Below are 23,822 nucleotides of genomic sequence, written 5' to 3'. Positions count from 1 at the left end.
ACAACTTTTCCGATATGCTCAACTTTGCATTATAAAGTTGATAATATGGAAGTTTTTGGATATGTTGCTTCGGTTTTAATAGGGATTTCATTAGGTTTAATCGGTGGTGGAGGAAGTATCCTCACTGTTCCCGTTTTGGTTTATCTTTTCGGATTAGACGCTTTTCTGGCTACAGAATATTCTCTTTTTATTGTCGGGATCAGCAGTATGGTTGGTTCCGTTTCATACTTCAAAAAAGGCTTAGTCAATCTCAAAACAGCTTTTGTTTTCGGTATTCCTTCCATCATTTCGATATTTCTGACTAGAAATTATATTCTGCCGTTAATTCCCGATGAGGTTTTTACCATCAGAGCTTTTGTGGTAACCAAAGATATTTTTCTTCTTTTGATTTTTGCGGGATTAATGATTCTCGCTTCCTATAAAATGATTCAGAAAAGAACGGAGTTAAACATCGAAGCAGTTCATCCTAATAAAAACAGCGCGATTTTGGCAGCCGGAGAAGGCTCGGTTGTAGGAATCTTGACAGGCTTAGTCGGAGCAGGAGGCGGATTTATGATTATTCCCGCTCTCGTTAATCTCCTTAAAACCCCTATGAAAGTTGCTATCGGAACATCGCTAGTTATCATTTCCCTAAATTCCCTCATCGGTTTTTTTACCTCAATGCATAATGTTGCCATTGATTGGAAATTACTTGCAACGGTATCGTCTATCGCCATTGTCGGGATTATCATCGGCTCACACTTATCAAAAAAAATTGATGGGGCAAAACTGAAGCCCGCTTTTGGATGGTTTATTCTGTTGATGGGCATTTACATCATCATAAGAGAAGTTTTTCTCTAATTGTTTTTTGCGATGGAACTTTTTTCGTAAACTCGATCAAAGTATTCGCCTTTTTCTCATTAATGTGCACCGTTCAATGTCTTGAACCCAAAATAAACTTCTGTAACAAAAGTAGCGGAGCAGCAATTTCTAAAAATATAATTTTGCAATAATAATCAATAACAATGGTAGAAATCATAAAACAACCTTGGCCGTGGTACGTTGCCGGTCCTTTAATCGGGCTTACTGTTCCTGTTTTGCTCATATTGGGAAACAAATCTTTCGGAATCAGTTCATCTCTAAGGCATATTTGTGCAGCCTGTATTCCTGCAAATATTGGCTTTTTCAAATATGACTGGAAAAAAGAACTCTGGAATTTGTTTTTCGTTTTTGGGATTTTGCTCGGTGGAGTAATCGCATCTCAATTCCTTATGAATCCTGGAGAAATATCGATTAATCCGAATCTGAAAGCCGAACTTGCAACTTACGGTATTACCGATTACAGCAATCTTGTTCCTGCTCAGATGATGAATTTTGCGAGTCTTTTAACGCCAAAAGGTTTCATTACAATGGTTGTCGGTGGATTTTTAGTAGGCTTCGGAACCCGTTACGCAGGCGGTTGTACCAGCGGACACGCCATTATGGGATTGGCAAATTTGCAGTTACCATCACTTGTTGCAACAATATGCTTTATGGCAGGCGGTTTTTTAATGGCAAATGTCATTTTGCCGGTAATTCTTTCACTTTAATTTAAAAAAATATGGCAACAGAAAAAGATATACGTCATCAGGACAGCGTTTGTACCAACGAAAGTCATCTGACGCAAAAATGGTATTACAATCTGAAATATCTTGCAGTGGGTATTCTATTCGGGATTGTATTTGTAAAAGCAGAAATCATCAGTTGGTTCAGGATTCAGGAAATGTTTCGCCTGCAATCGTTTTTTATGTATGGTGTGATAGGAAGTGCAGTATTGACAGCGATGATTTCGGTTTTCATCATCAAGAGATTAAACATTAAGACAATCTATGGAGAGAAAATTTCCATTGCTCCCAAAAAATTCAACAAAGGACAAATCTATGGCGGGCTGATTTTTGGATTTGGGTGGGCAATGACAGGTGCTTGTCCAGGACCGCTTTTCGCACAGATTGGAACAGGAGCATTGGCAGTTGCAGTTACTTTGCTGAGTGCGATTTTTGGAACCTGGGTTTACGGATATTTGAGGGATAAATTGCCCCACTAATATATTTTCAGTAAAAAGATTATATAGCCTAAAGTAACTAATAAAGAGTAGTTTACAAGAGTGATAAACTCTGCCGCTTTAGTAATGGTGCTTATTGCACTTTCTTTCATTTGATTACCTTGTAAATCAATACTGCAGATATAATAAATAAAGGTCAAAATATAATAGTTCTTTGCCCTTTATTCGTCTTTTCCTGCCTAAATTAGTTTGCCCCAAATGCAAAAGTAAGGCAGGAAAGAAGTTCGATGCCTATATCGATTGAATGAGCAAGCCGATAGTCCCTTTGAATTTGAGAAAAGCAAAAATTACAAGAAGTAGTGGAAAATAAATCTAATATTAGTACAACGGAAATCAGAAATTTGATTATTCCATACGTAGCAAGCAAGTAATGCTGGATAGCGACCTCGCTTTCTTATACCAAGTGGAAACAAAGAACCTCAACAAAGCGGTAAAAAGAAATATTGAAAGTTTTCCGGCTTCTTTTTTGCTTTCAACTGAACGAGGAGGAAGCCAGCAACTTGAGGTTCCAATTTGGAACCTCAAGTTTGAGCTAGGCGGAAGGCGTTATTTGCCTGATGTTTTTACCGAATAAGGGGTTGCAGTGGCTTCTGCCATACTCCGTTCATATATTGCCGTTAAAGTCAGTGTTGAAATTATGGAAGCCTTTGTAGAAATGCGACGAATGCTTCTCAGCAACGCTTCATTGTTTCATCGTTTGAATAAGATTGAATTGAAGCAATTACAAGCCGACCAGAAATCCGAAGATATTTTTAAGGCACTGGAAGGTGATAAGCTCCGTAGCGAAAAAGGGATTTTCTACAACGAGCAGGTTTTTGATGCCTATACCTTGGTGTCGGATATTATCCGAATTGCCAAAAGCTCTATTATTCTGCTTAATAATTATGTAGATGATACAGTATAGTATTGACCTTATTGGATAAACGGTTAGTATATGAAAAGTAGGTAATCTCTAAGCGCAAGACTTTCGGCTAGCTATAAAGTTTGATACGAGCCAAAAGCCTTGATGTTAGTCAAAATTGCTTATTATATATAATGTTACCTGCATTGGTTTTATTTCACATTATTGTTTAGAAATGAAGAATACATCCATACAGATTTCTCTTGTAAACTTATGAATTCACTCATTAAAGCATTTGTTCCTTCGTCTCCAGCATCTCCAGATATATTAAGAATTTCACGTTGAAATATAAGAATAGTCTGAAAAGAGGTTAAAATGTCTTCAACAGCCTTTATTCCATCACTAACTTGAACGCTTTCTTTAATTTTGGAATTTTTACGATAGTCTGCATAGCTATGTTTTGGTGTATGTCCCAATGTTAATATTCTCTCTGCAACTTCGTCTATTTTTAAGAGTAAATCATTGTATAACTCTTCAAATTTTAAATGAAGTTCAAAAAATTTCTCTCCTTTAATGTTCCAATGATAGCCACGAGTATTTTGATAAAAGATTGAATAGTTTGCTAAGAGTTCATTCAGTTTTTCCGCCAAATGTTTTGCTTTATCATTGTCAAGTCCGATTAAGTTTATACTGTCCATTTTAATATTTTTTTTAATTTGTTTATATTGAACAAAGTTACAATTGTTTTCCTTCATATTCTGTAACATTAGTCACATTGCAAATTGTAAAATTACATTGGCAAAATCGTGCTGTTAATATCATTCTACTATTTTTTAGCTTGTAGGTAACTGAATGATAATGTAACCGCAAAAAGTATCATCTACAGCTTGATGTGTAACGGAACAACAGCCCCTGAATGAATTGAAATTTTTTCCGATGCTCACGACCGCTTTTTGATTATTGACGACAGAGAACTTTACTGTTCTTTACACAATCCATAAAATTTATTTTATTTCACTCGCTTCATTGGAAAAGTCTGTTTTCTTTCTTGTCCGTTTTTTATTCCCGAAATATTACCTACTAAACTATCAGCACTGATTTTTGTATAGGAAATGATTTGAGGAAAATCGTGTTGCGGATTTTCAAAATCAATTGTGTTTCTGAAATTTTCTTAGCGGTAAAACGAACGGATAAGCCGTTATTCTGATTTTTAACTATCTGAACGTAAAATAGTGCGTATTGCTCCTGAACCAATTGTATATTTTCAAAGACAGATGTGTCATTTTCTTTGATGATGTAACTCATGCCCGAAAATTCATTATCGTTCGTCTTGTTCCAAGTTTCGTAAATACTTCCTCTTCGGGTTTTGTTTTCCCAAGTTCCGACTAGCCATTCCGCTTTTGTGATGTCGTTTGTTTGATTTGTTGTCCAAGCACAAAGAATAACCAAACCAACAACTTCTATAAGAAATTTTGTTTCTTTTTTCATTGTTTTACTGTGCAGAATGTAATCCCAAATTGTTTCCTTCTATGTCAATGAATAATGCGAAGTAGCCCATTTCAGGACTGATTTGAGTTTTTGGAACGATTACTTGTCCGCCATTTTGTGCAACTTTGTCAAGCATTGATTGCAAGTCGTACCTGCATTGAGATAGAGAACAGCACCGTCTGTTGTTGGTTTGTAATAGTTGCCTTTTACAAAACCACGTTTACCGTACCTTCGTCGTTCGGTAATCCCCCCCCCCCCCCCCCCCCCCCTTTTTTTTTTTTTGATTTCCGTCCATTTCCATCTCTTCAATAGAAATGTCTAAAACTGTTTGATAAAATTTTACCGCTCTTGCAAAGTCGGTTATCGAAATTTCTACGGTTGAAATTAAGTTGTTCATATCATTTACTTTTTGAGTTTGTATATTTTCTACTTTTCTTCTTTGTTTTTTTTCTCGGTGCAGGCTGAAAAAATGATTGCGATTAGCATTACCACACTTGATATTATTCTTTTCATCATATGAATTTTGATGCAAAGTACAATGTCTGAAATTCCTGAAAAAAAAAATGCGACAAGTTTAATCGTTGGTGTAAAAAAGAGAAGATAAAATCATTTGTTCTTTTCCAAGAAACTCTTTTGGTGTTAAACCTGTAAATTCTGTGAAGTCTTTAATGAAATGGTTTGGTCACAATACTCACTTTCGAAAGCTATTTCAGTAAACGTTTCCGTCTTTTTGTTGAGCAGTAGCTTTAAAGCAGTTTGCAATCGGACAACTTTACCTAACTGTTTTGGACTCATTCCGATTTGTTTCAAAAACTTCCTTTCGAGTTGTCTGCGTTTCGATAGGTCTTCTTTTAAAATAACTTTTATTGGCGAATTTCCACTTGTAGCAATAAGTGTGTCAAGGATTGATTTCACAATGTTATCAATTGTGAATTTTTCGTTGAGTTTGTCAAGTAGAAAAGTTTCGATTATCTCAATTCTTTGTTTTTGTGGCGGTTGCGTGAATAATTTTTTGTTCTAATTCATCGGCTGTTGATTTTCCGAAAAGTTCTGCGATTGGTGTTTCTTTTTTTCTAAATCTTTAAGTGGTGTTTTTATAAAATTAGCAACCCCATAAGGATAAAAACGGGTTGCAAAACAGTGAACATAACCGACAGGTTGGATGATAAATGGTTCGGTAATTGTCCTACGACTATTGCTCTTGGCTGGATGATGAATTCATTTTCTGAAGTATATCGTTTTATGTCATTTCCCAAAATAAATATCAATTCCATCAATTGATTGATAGGTTTGATAGTTCATTGTGTTATTGTTTATACCTCATTGCAAAAATACTAAATTAATCTACCTGTATTTTTAATTCCGCCAAATCCCGCCTCTAAAAGCCAAACCCTGCCATTTCTACAAATGGACTTAATGGCTCTACCAAGTGGAGCAAGCTGCTCAGAACATTCCCTGATACCGATTGCCATAGAAATCATCCCAGCAAGCATCGCCAAAGCGGTCATCAGTACAGGGCGAATTCTGGATGCGGCTGCCATTCTCGCAGAATGAAGTGCGTTGGTTTGGTAAAGTTTACGGTAGTAATCTGCCTGATTGTTAAGTAATACTGCATTAGAAACCGAAACACCCAAGGATGTAATCATTCCTATATACGACTGTAGGTTGAGCGTACTGCCAGTAATATAAATCAAAACAAGACTTCCCACGATCACGGAAGGAATCACAGAAAGAACAACAAAAGACACTTCAAAGGATTGAGTGGACGAATTTTTTAAGACCTTATTCTGTAACTTTGAAAAATGAAAGACAGAGAAAAATTTACAGTTTAGAATTCAAGATTAAAGTTGTGTAATTGAGCAAAGAATGCGGTAGTTTGGTAAGTGTAGCAAACTAACTAAATGTTAGTGCGGATAACATTAAACGATGGAAAAAAGAGTTTAATAAAGAGAAATTGACAGGCACAACAATACTGTAAAAAGCAAAGAGAAGAGGAACTACAACAATTGCGAAAAGAATTGGCAGATGCAAATATGGAGCTTGATATATTAAAAAGGCACTTTGGAATTCCTAGATAAAAGTGGCAATTAAATAAAACTAACAAAAAAATTAAAGCGTCTGACTATTGTAATTGAGCCTATATTCTTTTGGAGATAGACCTGTAATTTTCTTAAAAAGCTTCCAGAAATAAGAGCTATCGTCAAAATTCAATTTATATGCTATTTCAGATATACTGCTTGTGGTAAATATCAGCATTCTCTGAGCTTCAAGAATAGTTCTGCCACGTATAACTTCTCCTGCAGTTTTTTTAACTTCTGATTTGGTTACCATATTCAGATAGGCAGGAGAAATATTCAGCATTTTTGCATAATCTTTTACGCTTTTTTTTTCTAAGACATAATTTTCCAATATATGAATGAAATTATTATAAAGAGTTATTGAGTTGCTTTTAAGTTTATTCTCATTTTTTATTCCGTGAGACTCATATACCTTAAGCAAAACAGTATTTAGGTAAGATCTGATTAGTTCGTTTTTTATAAAGGAGCTTTCTTCATAAGTTTTGCTAACCTTGCTGAAAATAATATCCAACTCATTGGCTGTATCGTCGTTCAACGAGATAACAATTGGTTCGTCTCTGTGCGATGCCTGTAAGATATGCGAGAAAAATTGATTAATCTGTGAATAAATAGAAAAAAAGTCCTCGCTAAAATGGATCATATAGCCTTCATATAATTCAGAAAATTTCGTGCCATGCACAACATTTGGTTTTATTAAGAGAAAAATATTTTTGCTAAGCTTATAATGCTCTGTATCAATTTCTACTGTGGCCTCACCCTCTGTAATCCAGCACAATTGATATAGTAATGGATGGCAATGAGCCTCTTGCTGAAAATTAGTTTGTGCGACCAAGTCTTTTATTGACCATATTGTAAAATATTGCCTGATTTCACTTTTTGCTTTCTGACCATATTCATTGTAAGAAGGTATGTTATTAACTGGCATTGTAAACAAATTTTTTTACAAAAATAGGTTTTTTACAGAAATTATGATGTTTTGTACAATTTTTAAAATACTTTTTTAAAATAATTTTGATAAAAATAAACAATCGGCAAATAATTGCTAAAAAAATTATGTAAATATCATTATTAATTTAAAACTATGTAATCTCATTATTATATGAATAATTTTTTCTCATCTAACATGGCTAATTAATTTAAAAATTAAAAAAAATGGAAAATAATCCCAGAAAAATACAGACAGGTATTTTTCAAACCTACTTAAATGAAACTGGTTCCGACAAGAAAGAATCAATTTTATTCCTCCATGGCTCTGGGCCAGGAGCCTCTGCTTGGTCTAACTGGCAATATATTTTACCGGAATTTGGAGATAAATTTCATTGCATTGCACCTGATTTAATTGGGTTTGGTAAAAGCGAACATCCTCAAAATCCTCCTTTAGGTATGCGTAAATGGATGCGAATATGGACTGATCAAATAATAAGTTTATTGGATAGCTTAGAAATCCAAAAAATACATTTGGTTGGTAACTCCGCTGGCGGTGCAGTAGCTCTTCAACTTATGATGGATTTTCCAGATAGATTTGACAGGATAGTACTGATGGGAGCTGCTGGTGCACCAACAAAAATAACCGCTGAATTAGATAGAACTTGGGGCTACTATGATGATCCTTCGCCTGAGTTGATGGCCAATATTATTTCATGGTTTTCTTATAACTCAAGTGGAATTACAGAAGAGTTGAAACAAATAGCAAGAATGCGTTTCGAAGCGGCCATGAATCCTGATGTCCGTCGTTCTTTCGAGGCCATGTTTCCTGCCCCAAGACAGAAACATTTGGATGATGTAATTATACCCGGAGGCACTTTAAGAAATATGAACCATCCTTTCTTGCTCATTCATGGATTAGAAGATTTACTGGTAAATGTGGACACAAGCTATTACTTAATAAATCATTTGCCAAAAGCTCAAATGCATATTTTCAATCATTGCAGCCACTGGACTCAAATAGAGTATAAAGAAGCATTTCACATGCTATTATTACAATTTTTCTTAAAAAAGATTTAACAATTTCTATTAATTATAATTTAAAAACAAAAAAAATGGAACCAAAACTTGCCAAATTAGGGCACATCGCAATTGTAACGCCAGATCTTGAAAAATCCCATTGGTTTTTTCACGATGTTGTTGGATTAAACGTTCAAAAAAAAGAAACCAATAAAATATACTATCGCGGTTGGGCCGATTTTGAACACCACACACTTATTCTTATTGAAGGAAATGAAGCTCAATTAGATCACATTGCTTGGAAAACTGAAAAACCCGAGCATGTTGATATGTTTAAGAAAAAATTAAATGATGCAGGGTTTAACACGTGGGATGTACAGCCAGGTGAAGAAGCTGGTTTAGGATATGCCTTTCGTTTCAAATTACCAACAGGACAAATCTATGAAATATACTACGAAATGGAAAAACCACCAGCTCCTGAGGCATTGAAATCCCGTTTAAAAAATCAGGTATTCAAATCTTTCAATCAGGGAATATCTCCACGTTGTATTGACCATGTTAATTATAATGTTGGCAATCCTGATGAGGCAATGAAGTTTCATGAGGAAATGTTTGGGTTTAAAAGTAGGGAGTGTATCGAATTAGACAATGGAATGAGAGTGGCTCACTGGACATCCGTTACCTCATTAGTACATGATTTGGCTATTATGCACGATCCAGAAAACAGACAAAACCGCTTGCATCATATCGCCTTTTATTTAGACAGCTTTCAAGATGTGGCTCGTGCCGCAGATATTTATAGGGAACATGGTATTGAATTGAATGTTGCCCCAGGTAAACATGGTGTTACACAAGCATCATTTATATATGCTAAAGATCCAGGAAGCGGAATTAGATTAGAATTATTTAGTGGAGGATACCATATTTATGATCCTGACTGGGAAACTGTTGTATGGAAAGAGAATGAATTGGCAGATGGAATTATTTGGTGGGGACCAGAACTTAAATCCGACTTTTTACCAGACTCTGTCGGACCAGCTTCTTAATTACTGTAATTTTAGCCAACGTAAGCTATTTATCTATAGGATGTTTTTTATAAAAAAACATCCTATAGATTGTAACACTAAAAAATACACAATATTAAAAAATTTAAACTAAATATTATGATTAAAAAATATTATGACATAAGCATCACATATTTTCTTTTTGCACTCATATTTATGATGTTTTCTTTTTCTGGAAATGCGCAGGTTTCTTTGCCTGCCTCTGATTTAGGACTAACAAGCATCAATGACGGTGTTGCAGGTCCCGCATATTTGTATGAGGCTTTTTTTGGAAGCCAAAACTCTACTAAGTTCAAAGATGGAAATGGTGATGACGTACCTGGTGATAATAAAATGAATGCCCAGTTTATGGTAAACCATTTTGTTACTGTTTCCAAAAAACCTTTATGGGGTGGATTTCCTGTCTTTGAAATATTAGTTCCTATTGTAAACGCCGATGTGAAAATTGGGGGAGCTGTAGATGACAATAAGTTTGGTTTAGGAGATATAACTGTTGGAACCGGAATTCAATGGCCCAACAAAAAGTTGTTTGGCAAAACTTTTTTTCACCGCTTTTTATTAAATGCTGCTGCTCCTACAGGATCTTATAGCAAAGAAGATGCTGTAAATACTGGCAGCAATGTTTGGAGCATTATGCCTTATTATGCCTTTACAATTTATTGGGATACGGCTACCAAATGGGAAACCTCAATGCGTTTCAGATATCAGTGGAACTCAAAAAACACCGATGTAGCTTTCGCTGATGATGTGCAACCTGGGCAGGCTGCATGGATAAACTATGGAGTGTCATATATGCCTTATAAAGATTTTAGGGTTGGAGTCACTGGATATTGGCTACAACAATTAACAGAACATGAAATAGGGGGCGCAAAAATACCTGATTCTAAAGAAATGGCATTATCGGTAGGTCCTTCTTTCTTTTATCAACATAAAACATCAACATTCAGGCTTACAGGAGCTTTTGATGTGAGTACAAATAACAGGTTTGCACAAGCTCCTTTTATAAATTTTACTTTTTCTAAAGTTTGGCTCAAAAAATAACTTTAAAAAAAAGACGATAACAATTTAATTTAGTATATAGCTATGAGTTTTTTCATAGCTATATATTATAATAATCTTTAATTTAAAAACAATAAATATCCACATATATGAAATCGCCATTAACAACAAGTTTGTTGCAAACAATTGAAAAATCATCGAACACCAATGAAAATAAACTCATTGTGAGATAAACAACAATAAGTAAAAGCGATAACATATATGACAGCTGAAAAATCAAAATTTACAGATATGAAACTGAATTATACAGACACGAAGGATTTGCCTTGTTTAGAACAGGGGGCAATTAAACTTCACCCATTCGCTGGCGAAAAATTAATGCTCCTTAAAGCCTTTTTACCAAAAGGGAGTATAGCTGCAAAACACGCACATCCACAAGAACAGATAACTTATGTTGCAAGTGGAAAAGTAGTGGTAAGAATGTTGGGGGAGGAAGTTATTTTATCTGAAGGATGTGTTATTAATTTCCCTTCTAATGTTGAACATGAGGTAGAAGCATTAGATGATACAATTTTATTAGATATGTTTACACCGTTGAGAGAAGATTTAATAGAAAAAATAGCAAATCAAAAGAAATGAACAAACCCTTAGCCTTATTAACTGGTGCTTCAAAAGGAATTGGCTTTGCTACGGCAGAAATAATGGCAAAAAAAGGTTACGACTTAATCATTAATAGCCGACACACTGAAGAAGCTGTAGAAAAATTAAGAAAGTTTGGCACTACTGTGGAAGGGGTAAACGGAAATTTGGGAGATGATAAAACCGTTGAAGCCCTTGTTTCTTTAGTGCAAAAGAAAGGGTATATCGATGCATTGTTACTTAACCACGGCGGTCCACCAGTAAAGCCTTTTATGGAAGTAACTGACCTGGAATGGGAAACTTATATCTCCATAATGCTTACCAGCCCATTAAAGTTGTTTAGAGCATTGGTGCCTTTAATGCAAAAACAAAAGAAAGGAAGAGTTGTCGCTATTAGTTCTTTTACTGTAAAAAGCCCTTATCAAGGCATTGTGCTTTCTAATAGTTTGCGAGCAGCATTGGTAAATGCCCTAAAAACTGCAGCCATAGAGTTAGGCGGTGATGGGATTTTAATTAATATGGTTGCTCCGGGTTATATCGCTACACAACGAATATTGGATTTTAACGCAAAATACGCCGAACAAGAAGGTCTGCCAATAGAAGACATTGACAAACGAACTTTAGAAAATATTCCCTTGGGTAAATTTGGTATGCCTGAAGATGTTGGCAATTTTATCGTTTATTTATTATCAGAAGAAAACAAATATATAACTGGACAAAACATCCATGTAGATGGAGGATTAATTACAGCAAATTGATTTAGAAATGGATTTAGAACTTAAAAATAAAATAGCCTTTGTGGCTGGAGCTAGCCAGGGAATGGGAGCCGCTGTTGCCCAATGCCTTTCTGAAGAAGGAGCAATCGTATTTGTTTGCGCTCGAAATTTAGAAAAAATTGAAGCAGTTGCTTCACGTATTGAAAACAAAACAGGCAACAAAGTTATCCCCTTGGTTTGTGATGTAAGTGATGAAGATAGTGTGAAAGCAGCCTTTGAAGAAGTGAAAAATCAATACGGAAAATTGGATTTACTTTTTACTAATTCGGGGGCTCCTGCAGCAGGAAGTATGAGTAATCTAACTACGAAAGATTGGAACGATGCTTACTCAAACATTATTATCAGTGTACGACATTTGTGTTACCATTCTTTGCCATTATTGAAAAGCGGTTCCAGCATTGTGGTTAATACTTCTAGTTATATTCGTCAGCCCTCGGTTGATTATACCCTTGCATCAAATTTACGGATGGCAGTTGCAGGTATGGTAAAAACGATGGCTGAAGAACTATCGCCTCGGGGCATTCGTGTAAACGGTATTGCACCTGGCTACACTAACACTGAAGTGATTAGCAATTATGTGAAAATGGTAGCCGAACAAAAACAACAAAGCATTGATGAAACCGAAAAACAAATGGCAACTGCCATTCCATTAGGTCGTTTTGCAAGACCAGAAGAAATCGGGAAAGTAGTAGCCTTTTTACTATCACCTGCAGCTTCGTTTGTACAAGGTTCCATTTGGACTATTGATGGCGGTGAATCAAAATTTCCGATTTAAAAAAAACTCTTACCATGATGACTATAGCAATCAGCAATAAAATTTCCGATGAAGAAAGAACTTTTTATGAAGAAAGTTTTAAGGATATAGCACAATACCATTTTTTAAACGGATTACCCGCAAACGAGCAAGAAGAAAAATTGTCTTTATGCAACTTGCTTATTTCCAGAAATCCAACTGTAGAAATGCCAGGTCTGTCTGCAAAGGCATTCAAGAATATTTCGTTTGTCCAATTGCTTTCTGCCGGATTTGACCATTTGGATTTCAGTAAATTTCCTTCCACTTGTGTAGTTGCCGGTAATATGGGTGCTTATGCTAATTCAATGGCCGAACACGGAACAGGTATGATTTTAGCTCTTGCAAAGGAACTGCTAAATCATCACCATGAAATGCAGGACGGTATTTTCAACCAGTTTAATTCTCAATCGCAAAGTATTTTCAATAAAACAATTGGCATTATCGGATTTGGCGGTATAGGGCAAAAAATTGCAAAGATATTTCAAGAAGGTTTCGACTGTAAAGTGTATGCAGTTAATACTTCAGGTGTTACTGATAAAAAAGTGGATTGGATTGGAACATTACAAAATATCGACCATTTATTGAAAGAATCTGATTTTATTGTTATCACTATTCCACTAACTGCACAAACTGAAAATTTAATTGGCGATAGGGAGCTTAGCCTTGTAAAAGACGATGCCATATTAATAAATCTAGCAAGAGGGCAAATTATAAATGAAAAAGCCTTATTTGAAAAATTAAGTACTACTGAAACCTTTAAAGTTGGCATAGATGCTTGGTGGACAGAACCTTTTTTTGTGAAAGAATTTAGCATGAATTACCCATTTTTAAAAATGAAAAACGTTTTAGGCTCACCACATAATTCTGCTATGGTATCGGGTATGTTGTTAGAAAGCAGTAAACTGGGGGTTAGCAATGTATTAAAATATATAAAAACCGGAAAAGCAGAGAGAATTTTAGACTTATCTGATCACAAGACCTTTTATTAACAATTATCATAATTAAAAGCAAAAAAATATATGGAAGTAAAACATATTTCAGAAAAAATAAGGAATGCCTATACTAGTAGGATACCAATAAGTCCTATAAGTGAAGAAATCGGCATTGAAGATCTTTCGTTGGCTTATGAAATTCAAAATTCCATCACTGAATTTAGGCTTAAACAAGGTGCAAAGATTATCGGAAAAAAAATTGGACTCACATCAAAAGCAATACAGCAAGAACTTGGTGTAGATCAGCCAGATTTTGGAATTTTGTTTCATGATATGGAAGTCCTTAACGGCCTTTCACACAGCATGAAGGAAATGATACAGCCTAGAGTAGAAGCAGAAATCGCCTTTGTGCTGTCAAAAGATTTAGATAAAGATAATTTAACAATTCTTGATATTATTGACGCAATTGACTATGCTTTGCCCGCCATTGAAATAATTGATAGCCGAATTGCGGACTGGAAAATAAAAATTACAGACACAATAGCAGATAATGCTTCCTCAAGCCATTATGTAATTGGACATACTCCTAAAACTATCAATCAATTTGACGTAGTTAATACTAAAATGAAAATGAGCATCAATGGAAAATTAGTTACTACCGGAATTGGATCTGCATGTCTTGGTTCTCCATTGAATGCTACCCTTTGGTTAGCACAAAGGATGGTTCAGCTTGGCAGCCCTTTAAAAGCTGGAGAACTGGTTTTGTCGGGTGCTGTGGGTCCCATGTTTTCAGTAAAAGCTGGAGACACAGTTTTGGCAGAATTTGATGTTTTAGGGAGCGTTTCCATTACCTTTTCTGAATAGGATTTAACTTAATACTCATATAATAGCATGAAAACAAAAGTGGCCATCATCGGTTCAGGCAATATCGGAACCGACTTGATGATAAAAATAGCTCGTTTCTCAAAAGTATTGGAAATGTCGGTAATGGTTGGTGTTGACCCGAAATCCGATGGATTAGCGAGAGCAGCCCGTATGGGATTTGCAACATGCCATACGGGTGTTGACGGACTCTTGGGAATGCCTGAATGGGAAGATATAAAAATTATTTTTGATGCCACTTCCGCAGGGGCTCATTTATATAATTGGGAAAAAATAAAAGCCTTTCCTGATAAACGCATGATAGACCTTACTCCTGCTGCCATAGGTCCATTCTTAGTGCCAGCTGTAAATCTCTTAGAAAATATAAACGTAGCAAATGTAAACATGGTAACCTGTGGTGGGCAGGCCACCATTCCAATGGTTGCGGCTGTTAACCGTGTGGTAAAAGTACATTATGGCGAAATTGTAGCTTCTATAGCAAGTAAATCGGCAGGTCCAGGTACTCGTGCAAATATTGATGAGTTCACTGAAACTACATCGCACGCAATCGAAAAAATTGGTGGGGCTACAAAAGGCAAAGCCATTATTGTGCTAAACCCTGCTGAACCGCCAGTAGTAATGCGAGACACGGTATTTACTTTATCCGATCAAGCAGACAAAGAGGAGATCAGAGCAAGTATTCATACTATGGTAAAGGAAGTGCAAAAATATGTACCAGGGTATCAGTTGCAACAAGAAATTCAATTTGACGATGTTCCAGAGAATGAACCTGTATTTATTGAAGGATTAGGTTGGAAACATGGATTAAAAACCACCATATTTTTGAAAGTAATTGGTGCGGCACATTATCTGCCTGAATACGCTGGTAATTTAGATATTATGACCAGTGCCGCAAGAGCAACCGCTGAAAAGATGATAGAAACAACAAATGCTTAATTGCTTTAAAATGAAAAAATTATATATTCAAGACGTAACCCTTAGAGATGGAATGCACGCCTTACGCCATCAGCTTTCTGTTGAAAAGGTAAGAGAAGTAGCCATTGCATTAGACGAGGCTGGTGTAGATGCCATTGAAATAGCCCACGGAGATGGTTTGTCGGGCGGTAGTTTCAACTTTGGCTTCGGTGCCCATACCGATTGGGAATGGCTAGCCGGCATTAAAGATGTTTTAAAACATGCAAAACTGACTACGCTCATTTTGCCAGGTATCGCCACCATTCACGATTTAAAGAAAGCTCATGATTTAGGGGTTGAATCGGTGCGAATAGCAACACACTGTACCGAGGCAGATACGGCCATTCAGCACATTGAAGCAGCTAAGAAATTAGGGATGGACGTGGGCGGATTTTTAATGATGGCACATCTAAACGAACCCAAAAAACTAGCCGAGCAGGCTAAGATCATGGAAAGTGCTGGTGCCGATTGTGTGTATGTAACCGATTCTGCAGGTGCATTATTAATGGAAGGTGTAGTAGATAGAATTAAAGCTTATAAAGATGTTTTAAAACCGCAAACAGAAGTGGGTATACACTGCCATCACAATTTATCTTTAGGGGTTGCTAATACCATTGTGGCTATGCAACACGGAGCCACCCGTTTAGATGCATCCTTGACTGGACTGGGTGCTGGTGCAGGCAATGCCCCTTTGGAGGTACTGATAGCCGTATTAAATAAAATGGAAGTAAAACACAACTCCGATTTATATAAACTTATGGATGCTGCAGACGATTTAATCCGCCCTTTGCAAATCCGACCAGTGCGAGTTGACCGCGAAACCTTGTCTATTGGTTATGCAGGGGTATATTCAAGTTTTTTACTGCATGCTGAAAGAGCCGCACAGAAATATGGATTAGATACACGGGCTATTTTACTGGAACTTGGTAATCGTAAAATGGTAGGCGGACAGGAGGATATGATTGTGGACGTTGCACTAGATATGTTGAGCAATAAAGGATAAAAACATTTTTGTTACTGTATAATTTATGTGTTTTTTCTAAATAATCTGCATCTTTTATTTAGGAATAATTAAAAAGGCAAATTTGTAAATTAAACCGTTGTATATCAAATAATTAATTCGTGTACTTAGAAGAAAAACACCCGAAAATGCTCAAAAAGAGTCAAAAACGAGGTCTTCTTAAATGGGTATGTCAAAAATAATACGAATAAGAGAATTTCAGCACAATTACCCTTAAATATTATCAATGGATGATTTTAATGGTTTTTATGAGCAATTTTAAAATCTGATAGGTAAAATTTATTTAGCTACACCTTTTTCAGAACTTTCTCAAACTTTAAAATTAAAAGAATCATAATTAGGTCCGGATTATCTTTTGATCCCAAAGGCAAGATTGCCTTGATAATGCTAAAAATTATTAGGCTGTTCACCAAGTATAAAAAGCAGACATACAATGGATAACCGTAAAAGGAATGAGACATCATTGGCCTGGAGGCGAACAAAATTTACCTATATGGTTAGTTGGTAAACCTTCAAATTCAATAAATGCGACTGACACAATTTGGGAATTTTTTAAAACATATCTTAAATGAGTTTATATAAACTAAAAACAACGAACGGCTAACAGCAGTTTGGCAAAATGGCGGGTTCAGTGATAAATTGAACATTCAGTTTTTCAAAGGAAATTTAGTGCTAAATTGAAAGTAAGTAATTATAAATCAGTCACTTCTAAAAGAGGCAAAACGTTAGCAGCAAACAAAACAGACAACTCAATGAACACATTTAAAGACAATTTTTTAAAACAAGCAGAGGTTTATGTAAAATTCAGACCGACATGTCCCAAAGAATTATTCGAGTTTTTAAGTAGTCTAACCTCTGAACACAAATTAGCTTGGGATTGGAACGGGAAACGGGCAGTCAGCGGTAAAATTAGCTGACTGCTATGAAAAAGTTTATGCAACAGACCCGAGCCAAAAACAAATAAAAACGCTATTACTCACGACAGAATAGTTTATAAAATTGAAAATGCTGAAACCCCAAGTTCAATAGAAGAAAATTCGGTTGACTTAATTACAGTTGCCCAAGCAGTTCATTGGTTTGACTGTGATAAATTTAACACACAAGTAAAAAGAGTTTTAAAACCGAATGGAGTAATCGATGTTTGGGCTTACGGTAATCCGACAATCAACAAAGGATTAGACAGTATTATCAAAGACTTTCACGACAATATTGTTGGCGAATTTTGGCTCCCTGAAAACAAATTAATTGACAAGGAATATTCAACAATACCTTTTCCATTTGAAGAGCTTAAAACACCAGAGTTTTTTATTAAAAAACAAGTAACGCTTTCAGAAACCTTGGGGCGTTTAAGAAGTTGGTCAGCAACTCAAAAGTATATTGACAAGTATAACGTAAATCCTGTGGACATTTTATCACAAAAATTTCAAGACTATTGGCAAGACCCTGAGAAGCAGAAAGAAATGACTTGGAAGTTAATTTTGAAAGTTGGGAAAATTGTCAGCTGCTAACAAGGTATTGCCAAAAGCGGGGCTGAATTGCTTCTATGAAACATTTGTGCAAAGTTCAACAGAAGTAATTATTGAACTTTTGTGCTAAAATTCCGCCACTTCGCCAAGCTGCAAAAAGTATAGACCACTTCTGTCAAGTATAGCCTACGCTCCACATTTAGACTTTTTTTGTTAAAATCGATAAGCAATGTTGATAAACGAATTATCCAAGAAAACAGGTGTAACCATACATATCATGCGATATTATGAAAACCTCGGTTTGATAGCAGACGAAAACGTTAAGACCAACAACTATAAAAACTATGATGAGAAGGTCGCGGAATGATTAGAAATTATTGTAGAAGCTAAATTATGCCGGCAGAAATCAAGAAGTTGTTGGACATTTGGTTTGGAAATAACCAGGCAAAATGTGAAACTTTCGAACTGTTTCAATCTAAAATTCAGGAAATCGACAAGAAATTAAACGACTACAGCAGGTTAAAAAAAGTTTGGAAAGGTGGCAGATGATTTAGAAAATAGTTCAAATTGTTAATCTGGATTACTAAAAATTAAGAAAAAATCAGATAGCCTTTCAGCTATCTGATTTTTCAATCCAAATAGTTTAATATCAAACTTTATTTTTATCTTTGCCGAATGAAATTTGAAAAGGAAAAAGATTTGGCCAGAATATCCGAACTGATGGATATCATACGGAACGTCCGCAAAGCAATGCGCAGTCATTTTATGAAGAAAATGAAAGAGCATCAATTTGATGTTACCATCGAAATGTTGGAGGTTCTGTACATTTTGTGGAGCAAAGACAACATCAATCAACAGGAAATCGTGGACAAAACCAACCGCAATAAAGCTAGTATTACCTCTCTAATTGACAATATGACGGCAAGAATGCTTGTGCAAAGAATTCCTGACCCTACGGACAGACGAAATAATCTGATTGCATTGACAAAAGAAGGAAGAAACTATCAGGAGAAATTGATACCTCTGCTTAAAGAAGTTTATCAATCTTTTCAAATGGATATTTCATCTGAAGAGCTTGAAAATACAATCAATGTACTTCAGAAAATCAATATAAAAATGATGGAATAAAAAACCATTTTTTTCTGACCGAATAGTTTGAATTTAAACAGTATAATATTGAATTAATGAAAATAAGAAAGTTATGTACAATGTTGGTTATGGGCTTTTTGTCGATAAGTACAACGTATGCACAGCAATCTCAGGAACGAAAAATTTCTGTGGAAGAGTTATTTGAGCTTGCAAAAGAAAACCACCCTAGTTTATCCGTTTCAAAAGCAGATATTCTCATAGCAAAGCAAGGTGTAGAAGTTGCTAAAAACGCACAGCTTCCAACTTTCAATGCGGCTTTGCAAGGCTATTATCTCGGCAATGCACTTATTCTTGATAAGGATTTTTCGAATTCCACAAGAGTAGATATGCCACATTTCGGCAACACGTTTTCGGTAGATGCCAGCCAGTTGATATGGAAAGGCGGATTGGTAAAAAATGGTATCAAAGCCCAATCGTTGAAAGAAGAATTGACGGAGCTGAACTATCAGTCTAACGAACAAAGTATCAAACTTTTGGTGTTGGGCTATTATCTTGATTTGTATAAGCTCCTGAACCAAAAAGGGGTATTTCAACAGAATATCCAATTAGCAGAACAGCGTTTGCAAAATATCAATAAGTTTTACAATCAGGGAATGGTTACGAGAAATGATGTTATCCGTGGAGAACTGCAATTGTCCAATCTGAAACTTGCTCTACAAGTAGTAGAAAACAACAGCCAAATACTCAACAAACAGCTTACCACAGCTTTGGGTTTATCCGAAAGCACACAGATTGTGCCTGACGAAACCTTAATAAGCAATGTTCCTAAAGCTTTATTGATGGACGATTACAGAGCATTCGCACAAAATCATCCAACGGTATTAATGACCAAAAAGGCGGTGGATATTTACGAAACTTCCGAAAAAATTACGCGTGCAGAAATGATGCCCTCGTTATCTGCATTTGCAGGAAATAGACTGGCACGCCCAATTACTACAACGTCGCCCGCAATGGATATGTACACCAACGGATGGAGTGCTGGGCTTTCGCTGAATTTTAATATTGATGCACTGTACAAAACCCCTAAAAAAATCAAACAGGTGCGTTTTGAAATAGACAAAGCCATCGCACAGTCAACTGAGGTGGAACAAATGATTGATGTCGCTGTAAATGCCGCTTATATTAAATACAATGAAGCCGTTACACAAAATAATACACTCGAAACAAATAAAAATCTTGCAGACGAAAATTATAGGATTATGAACAGTAAATACAACAACCAGCTGGCAATTTTATTGGATTTGATTGACGCAAGCAATCAGAAATTAGATGCTGAGTTGCAGTTTGCCAATTCGGCAATAAACATCGTTTATGCGTACTACAAATTATTGAAAGAAAGCGGGAATTTATAATAAATTGATAAACTTAAAGATAAAACAATGTCAGAAAATATAGAAAACAGCAATCAAGAAAACGTAAAGCAATCCATTAAGCAGCCTGCGGAAAAACAAAAGGAAAAACAAAAGGAAAAACAAAAGGAAAATAAGCAGAAAACCAAACAAAAAAAGACAAAAATCATTAATATTCTGGTGCTTATACTGGTTCTTTTCGGGCTTTATTTTGTGGTAAAATCCTATTTCAATGTCGGGAACGACGGCTATACAAATGCCGCACAGGTAGAGGCGTTCATTAACCCTATTAACACCAGGGTTTCCGCATACATTAAAGAAATCCGTTTTGTGGAACATCAATATGTAAAAAAAGGCGATACATTATTGATATTGGATGACCGTGAAATCCAGACACAACTCGGACAGGCAGAAGCGGCTTATATGGCAGCACTGGCTTCTAAAAATGCAACATCAAGTTCGGTAAAAACGGCAGCTAACAATGTCAATACTGTGGGAGCAAATGTGCAGGCAGCAAAAGCGAATATCGAAGCTACCAAAGCAAGATTGTGGAATGCACAACAGAATTTTAACCGCTACAAAAACCTTTTGGCAGACGAAGCGGTAACCCGTCAGCAATTTGACCAGATAAAGACTGATTTCGAAGCACAAAAAGCCCAGTTGGAAGCCCAAATTTCGCAATATCAATCGGTGATTAATAGCAAGACAACCAGCGAACTGTCCGTGAATGAAGTACAATCAAGATTGGGAATGAACGACGCTGAAATCAAACGTGCCGAAAATGCACTCGAAATGGCAAAACTCAACCTTTCCTATACCGTAATTACCGCTCCGCACGACGGGATTGTTGGAAGAAGAACAGTCAATATCGGACAATTACTAAACCCAAGTCAACAGGTGGCTACCATTGTGGACATCAACAATGTGTGGATAACGGCAAATTACCGTGAAAAGCAAATGAAAAACGTAACCATTGGCGGATTGGCTGTCATTGAAGTAGATGCGTTAGGTGGTAAAGCTTTTGTAGGAAAAATTAAGGCAGTTTCAGGTGCTACAGGAGCGAGATACGCGGCAGTTCCCATGGATAATTCCACAGGAAATTTCGTAAAAGTACAACAACGTATACCCGTTCGCATTGAATTTACTAAAGACAATAAACCCGAAGACTTAAAACAGCTTCGTGCTGGTATGAACGTAGAAGTAACGTTGAAATAGTTGAGATTGAAAATTATAAATTATGTACAATAAAGCACCTTTTGCAAGCTGGGTCCCCAAGCCTTTGATGCTGTTGCTTATCCTGATCATAATGTTCCCGATGATGACCGTTTCGGGGGTATATATAAGTGTTATTACAGATATTTCGGGAGCAATGGCTACTTATACGGAATATATCTCGTTTGCCAATAACGCAGGTACAATTGGTATGGGCTGTTCTATAATGATACTTATGCGTGTCAAGATGCGTTTCCGCACCAAAGAAATCATTGCAACTTCAGCTATTATCCTTGCTATATTATCGTATATGTGCGGTACTACAGACAGCCCTATTGTGTTGATAGGTTGTAGTTTTCTTATAGGTTTTATCAAGATGTTTCCGATGATAGAAATGATGCTTCCTGTAATGTTCATCATTGCTCCGACAGGAGATCGAGGTAAATTCTATGCGATATTCTACCCTTTGTCTATTGGATTTGGGCAGCTTTCGGCATATTATTTTTCCGCTATGGTGTTCAATGGCAGTTGGCAAACACCCTATTTATTTATGTCGGCAATAATGCTTGTAATTGCGGTAATATCGCTTATTTTTCAGCACAATCAACGTTTTGGGTTTAAAATGCCACTATATCAGATAGACTGGCTGTCGCTGGTTTTGGCAGCAACTTCCTTTATGTCGATTAACTACTTCTTGGTGTTTATGAAACAGCAAAACTGGTTTCATTCGCCCAATATTATCACTTCATTAATTATCGGTTTGGGACTTTTTATCATCTTGATATACCGACAAAATTCCCTTAAACGTAAGATGATTGATTTTACGGCATTTAAAAAGAAAAATGTTATCCACGCTACCATATTGTTGTTCGTTCTGGGGTTATATCTGGCTAGTACATCGGTATATACACAATATACAATGGGTGTATTAGGGTATAATAACCTGATTAACGCTCATACCAATCTTTGGATGATACCTGGTATCGTCATTGCCGGCATACTGGCATTTTTCGGTTTTAAAAATAAGTGGTACATCAAGTATTACATTGCTTTGGGGTTTGTGTGTTTTGCTCTGCATACGTTAAGCCTCTATCTGATTATACAACCGCATATGGACATCAGCTATCTCGAGTATTCGATGGTACTGAAAGGATTGGGAATGGGCACCCTGTTCATTGGGCTCTGGTACTATGCCACGCTCAACCTGCAAATGAATGAAATGATGGGAATGATGGTTGTATTAATTATAGTAAGGTCTTTTCTGGCTACTGCATTAGGGGGCGCCATTATTGGGTGGGCAAGTTATCAGTCACAGTGGCAAAGCTTAAATGATATTTCCATATATCTCGATAGTGGAGAAATCCCCAACGGTATGGCTATTTATCAAAACATCAGCCTGAACGCATTGATGGCTTCCGGGAAAATCGTGTTGGGAACATTGACCTGGCTGATTGTCCCTATACTGATATTTATTGCTACACATTCTTACGGAAACTTCAATTTCAGAAGGGTAATCCTATTCCGCAAAGCGATACGTGGAAACTCAATAAAAGGATATAAATTTTAGAATAATGAAAAATTTAAAAAAATACGGACTACTAGTATTGGCATTCATAACAAGCAGTGTATACGTTCATGCACAGGAAACCGCTGAACATCATTCCATCAAAGGAAAAATAGGTATTTCGGCGGTGATGGGTCATGCTTTTATCAAAACCAAAATCGAAAACGAAAACGAAATAAACTCCGCCGCAGCATTCGGGCTTAACGCTAATTATTGGTTATCCGATAGGTGGGCAGTGGGCATACATTCGGATATGGTCTTTGAAAACTTCATCATTGAGGAGAAAAATACAAACGGAGAACGCAGTTTTATAGAGCGAGAGTATCCATTGTCCGTAAATTTAGTGACAACTTACAAACCGATACCTTCATTAGGGGTTATGGCAGGTTTCGGGCAGGAATTCAGCAGAAAAAAAGACTTGACGATGTTTGTTGTCGGAACGGAATATATGTTTGAGCTTCCCCACCATTTAGAACTGGGTGTTTCGGTTATGTACGAGGCTAAAAGACATGCATACGATACTTTCGTTGTCGGGTTGGGTATTACAAAATTAATCAACCTAAAGAAACATCATTCTTAGCTATAAAAACC

30 protein-coding genes are annotated in these 23,822 nt (G+C 36.2%); 23 read left to right on the top strand and 7 right to left on the bottom strand.

Annotated features, from left to right (window positions below):
• The first annotated feature begins 45 nt into the window (after positions 1-45).
• The 5 genes from BMW64_RS08630 to BMW64_RS08610 all read left to right on the top strand — a co-directional run bounded on the left by BMW64_RS08630 (position 46) and on the right by BMW64_RS08610 (position 2,984).
• Positions 46-840, top strand: a complete 795-nt coding sequence (locus BMW64_RS08630) for a sulfite exporter TauE/SafE family protein (RefSeq protein WP_089999577.1) — start codon at positions 46-48, stop codon at positions 838-840.
• A gap of 164 nt (positions 841-1,004) precedes the next feature.
• A complete protein-coding gene (locus tag BMW64_RS08625; protein ID WP_089999576.1) occupies positions 1,005-1,568 on the top strand; it encodes a YeeE/YedE family protein in 564 nt (187 codons plus the stop codon).
• Between the two features lie 11 nt (positions 1,569-1,579).
• Positions 1,580-2,062, top strand: coding sequence for a DUF6691 family protein (locus tag BMW64_RS08620; protein WP_089999575.1), 483 nt, complete (start codon positions 1,580-1,582; stop codon positions 2,060-2,062).
• Positions 2,063-2,450: 388 nt separating this feature from the next.
• The gene (locus tag BMW64_RS08615; RefSeq protein ID WP_089999574.1) at positions 2,451-2,654 is read left to right on the top strand and encodes an ORF6N domain-containing protein; all 204 of its coding nucleotides are present in this window, start codon (positions 2,451-2,453) and stop codon (positions 2,652-2,654) included.
• Positions 2,655-2,717: 63 nt separating this feature from the next.
• A complete protein-coding gene (locus BMW64_RS08610) occupies positions 2,718-2,984 on the top strand; it encodes a hypothetical protein (RefSeq protein ID WP_143052666.1) in 267 nt (88 codons plus the stop codon).
• Positions 2,985-3,133: 149 nt separating this feature from the next.
• On the opposite strand, the gene BMW64_RS08605 is transcribed toward BMW64_RS08610, so the two are convergent.
• The 7 genes from BMW64_RS08605 to BMW64_RS08580 all read right to left on the bottom strand — a co-directional run bounded on the left by BMW64_RS08605 (position 3,134) and on the right by BMW64_RS08580 (position 7,412).
• Positions 3,134-3,619 (bottom strand): Dps family protein, encoded by a 486-nt coding sequence (locus tag BMW64_RS08605; protein ID WP_089999713.1) that lies wholly within the window; start codon positions 3,617-3,619, stop codon positions 3,134-3,136.
• Positions 3,620-4,001: 382 nt separating this feature from the next.
• The gene (locus tag BMW64_RS08600; protein ID WP_089999572.1) at positions 4,002-4,409 is read right to left on the bottom strand and encodes a DUF6265 family protein; all 408 of its coding nucleotides are present in this window, start codon (positions 4,407-4,409) and stop codon (positions 4,002-4,004) included.
• Between the two features lie 4 nt (positions 4,410-4,413).
• Positions 4,414-4,545, bottom strand: coding sequence for a VOC family protein (locus tag BMW64_RS21035; RefSeq protein WP_262484208.1), 132 nt, complete (start codon positions 4,543-4,545; stop codon positions 4,414-4,416).
• A gap of 84 nt (positions 4,546-4,629) precedes the next feature.
• Positions 4,630-4,941: a VOC family protein gene (locus BMW64_RS08595; protein ID WP_089999571.1), complete on the bottom strand. Its 312-nt coding sequence runs from the start codon at positions 4,939-4,941 to the stop codon at positions 4,630-4,632.
• A gap of 107 nt (positions 4,942-5,048) precedes the next feature.
• The gene (locus BMW64_RS20895) at positions 5,049-5,324 is read right to left on the bottom strand and encodes a helix-turn-helix domain-containing protein (RefSeq protein ID WP_228400890.1); all 276 of its coding nucleotides are present in this window, start codon (positions 5,322-5,324) and stop codon (positions 5,049-5,051) included.
• Between the two features lie 419 nt (positions 5,325-5,743).
• Positions 5,744-6,157, bottom strand: coding sequence for an efflux RND transporter permease subunit (locus BMW64_RS08585; RefSeq protein WP_228400889.1), 414 nt, complete (start codon positions 6,155-6,157; stop codon positions 5,744-5,746).
• A gap of 361 nt (positions 6,158-6,518) precedes the next feature.
• Entirely contained in the window at positions 6,519-7,412 is an 894-nt protein-coding gene (locus BMW64_RS08580; RefSeq protein WP_089999569.1) for an AraC family transcriptional regulator, read from the bottom strand.
• Between the two features lie 227 nt (positions 7,413-7,639).
• Between BMW64_RS08580 and BMW64_RS08575 the strand changes: the two genes are divergently transcribed.
• The 18 genes from BMW64_RS08575 to BMW64_RS08490 all read left to right on the top strand — a co-directional run bounded on the left by BMW64_RS08575 (position 7,640) and on the right by BMW64_RS08490 (position 23,811).
• Entirely contained in the window at positions 7,640-8,491 is an 852-nt protein-coding gene (locus tag BMW64_RS08575) for an alpha/beta fold hydrolase (protein WP_089999568.1), read from the top strand.
• Between the two features lie 35 nt (positions 8,492-8,526).
• Positions 8,527-9,477: a VOC family protein gene (locus BMW64_RS08570; protein ID WP_089999567.1), complete on the top strand. Its 951-nt coding sequence runs from the start codon at positions 8,527-8,529 to the stop codon at positions 9,475-9,477.
• 117 nt (positions 9,478-9,594) lie between these two features.
• Entirely contained in the window at positions 9,595-10,536 is a 942-nt protein-coding gene (locus tag BMW64_RS08565) for a SphA family protein (protein ID WP_089999566.1), read from the top strand.
• A 219-nt stretch (positions 10,537-10,755) separates the two neighbouring features.
• Positions 10,756-11,133 carry a cupin domain-containing protein gene (locus BMW64_RS08560; RefSeq protein ID WP_228400888.1) on the top strand — a complete coding sequence of 126 codons (378 nt, stop codon included), beginning with the start codon at positions 10,756-10,758 and terminating at the stop codon, positions 11,131-11,133.
• Positions 11,130-11,891 carry an SDR family oxidoreductase gene (locus tag BMW64_RS08555; RefSeq protein ID WP_089999565.1) on the top strand — a complete coding sequence of 254 codons (762 nt, stop codon included), beginning with the start codon at positions 11,130-11,132 and terminating at the stop codon, positions 11,889-11,891. Before BMW64_RS08560 ends, BMW64_RS08555 begins: the two co-directional genes overlap by 4 nt.
• 7 nt (positions 11,892-11,898) lie before the next feature.
• On the top strand, positions 11,899-12,684 hold the full coding sequence (locus BMW64_RS08550; protein WP_089999564.1) for an SDR family oxidoreductase: 786 nt from the start codon (positions 11,899-11,901) through the stop codon (positions 12,682-12,684).
• Positions 12,685-12,698: 14 nt separating this feature from the next.
• Entirely contained in the window at positions 12,699-13,691 is a 993-nt protein-coding gene (locus BMW64_RS08545; protein ID WP_089999563.1) for an NAD(P)-dependent oxidoreductase, read from the top strand.
• A 30-nt stretch (positions 13,692-13,721) separates the two neighbouring features.
• Entirely contained in the window at positions 13,722-14,498 is a 777-nt protein-coding gene (locus BMW64_RS08540; RefSeq protein ID WP_089999562.1) for a 2-keto-4-pentenoate hydratase, read from the top strand.
• Between the two features lie 27 nt (positions 14,499-14,525).
• Complete coding sequence (locus BMW64_RS08535) at positions 14,526-15,452, top strand: acetaldehyde dehydrogenase (acetylating) (RefSeq protein WP_089999561.1); 927 nt, start codon at positions 14,526-14,528, stop codon at positions 15,450-15,452.
• A 10-nt stretch (positions 15,453-15,462) separates the two neighbouring features.
• Positions 15,463-16,473 (top strand): 4-hydroxy-2-oxovalerate aldolase, encoded by a 1,011-nt coding sequence (dmpG, locus tag BMW64_RS08530; RefSeq protein WP_262484207.1) that lies wholly within the window; start codon positions 15,463-15,465, stop codon positions 16,471-16,473.
• 989 nt (positions 16,474-17,462) lie between these two features.
• Complete coding sequence (locus tag BMW64_RS21110; RefSeq protein WP_089999711.1) at positions 17,463-17,999, top strand: methyltransferase domain-containing protein; 537 nt, start codon at positions 17,463-17,465, stop codon at positions 17,997-17,999.
• A gap of 187 nt (positions 18,000-18,186) precedes the next feature.
• Complete coding sequence (locus BMW64_RS20890; RefSeq protein ID WP_228400887.1) at positions 18,187-18,324, top strand: MerR family transcriptional regulator; 138 nt, start codon at positions 18,187-18,189, stop codon at positions 18,322-18,324.
• A 26-nt stretch (positions 18,325-18,350) separates the two neighbouring features.
• On the top strand, positions 18,351-18,506 hold the full coding sequence (locus BMW64_RS20885) for a hypothetical protein (RefSeq protein WP_228400886.1): 156 nt from the start codon (positions 18,351-18,353) through the stop codon (positions 18,504-18,506).
• Between the two features lie 126 nt (positions 18,507-18,632).
• Positions 18,633-19,085, top strand: a complete 453-nt coding sequence (locus BMW64_RS08510) for a MarR family winged helix-turn-helix transcriptional regulator (RefSeq protein ID WP_089999558.1) — start codon at positions 18,633-18,635, stop codon at positions 19,083-19,085.
• Between the two features lie 56 nt (positions 19,086-19,141).
• A complete protein-coding gene (locus BMW64_RS08505) occupies positions 19,142-20,458 on the top strand; it encodes a TolC family protein (protein ID WP_089999557.1) in 1,317 nt (438 codons plus the stop codon).
• Positions 20,459-20,485: 27 nt separating this feature from the next.
• On the top strand, positions 20,486-21,670 hold the full coding sequence (locus BMW64_RS08500; protein ID WP_089999556.1) for an HlyD family secretion protein: 1,185 nt from the start codon (positions 20,486-20,488) through the stop codon (positions 21,668-21,670).
• Between the two features lie 22 nt (positions 21,671-21,692).
• Positions 21,693-23,234, top strand: coding sequence for an MFS transporter (locus tag BMW64_RS08495; RefSeq protein ID WP_089999555.1), 1,542 nt, complete (start codon positions 21,693-21,695; stop codon positions 23,232-23,234).
• Between the two features lie 4 nt (positions 23,235-23,238).
• On the top strand, positions 23,239-23,811 hold the full coding sequence (locus tag BMW64_RS08490) for a hypothetical protein (protein WP_089999554.1): 573 nt from the start codon (positions 23,239-23,241) through the stop codon (positions 23,809-23,811).
• The last annotated feature ends 11 nt before the right edge of the window (positions 23,812-23,822 follow it).

This window comes from Chryseobacterium taichungense (genome assembly GCF_900109935.1).
Lineage (GTDB): Bacteria > Bacteroidota > Bacteroidia > Flavobacteriales > Weeksellaceae > Chryseobacterium > Chryseobacterium taichungense.
Note: the sequence above shows the minus strand (reverse complement) of the source record. Positions and strands in the feature narration are given on the sequence as shown.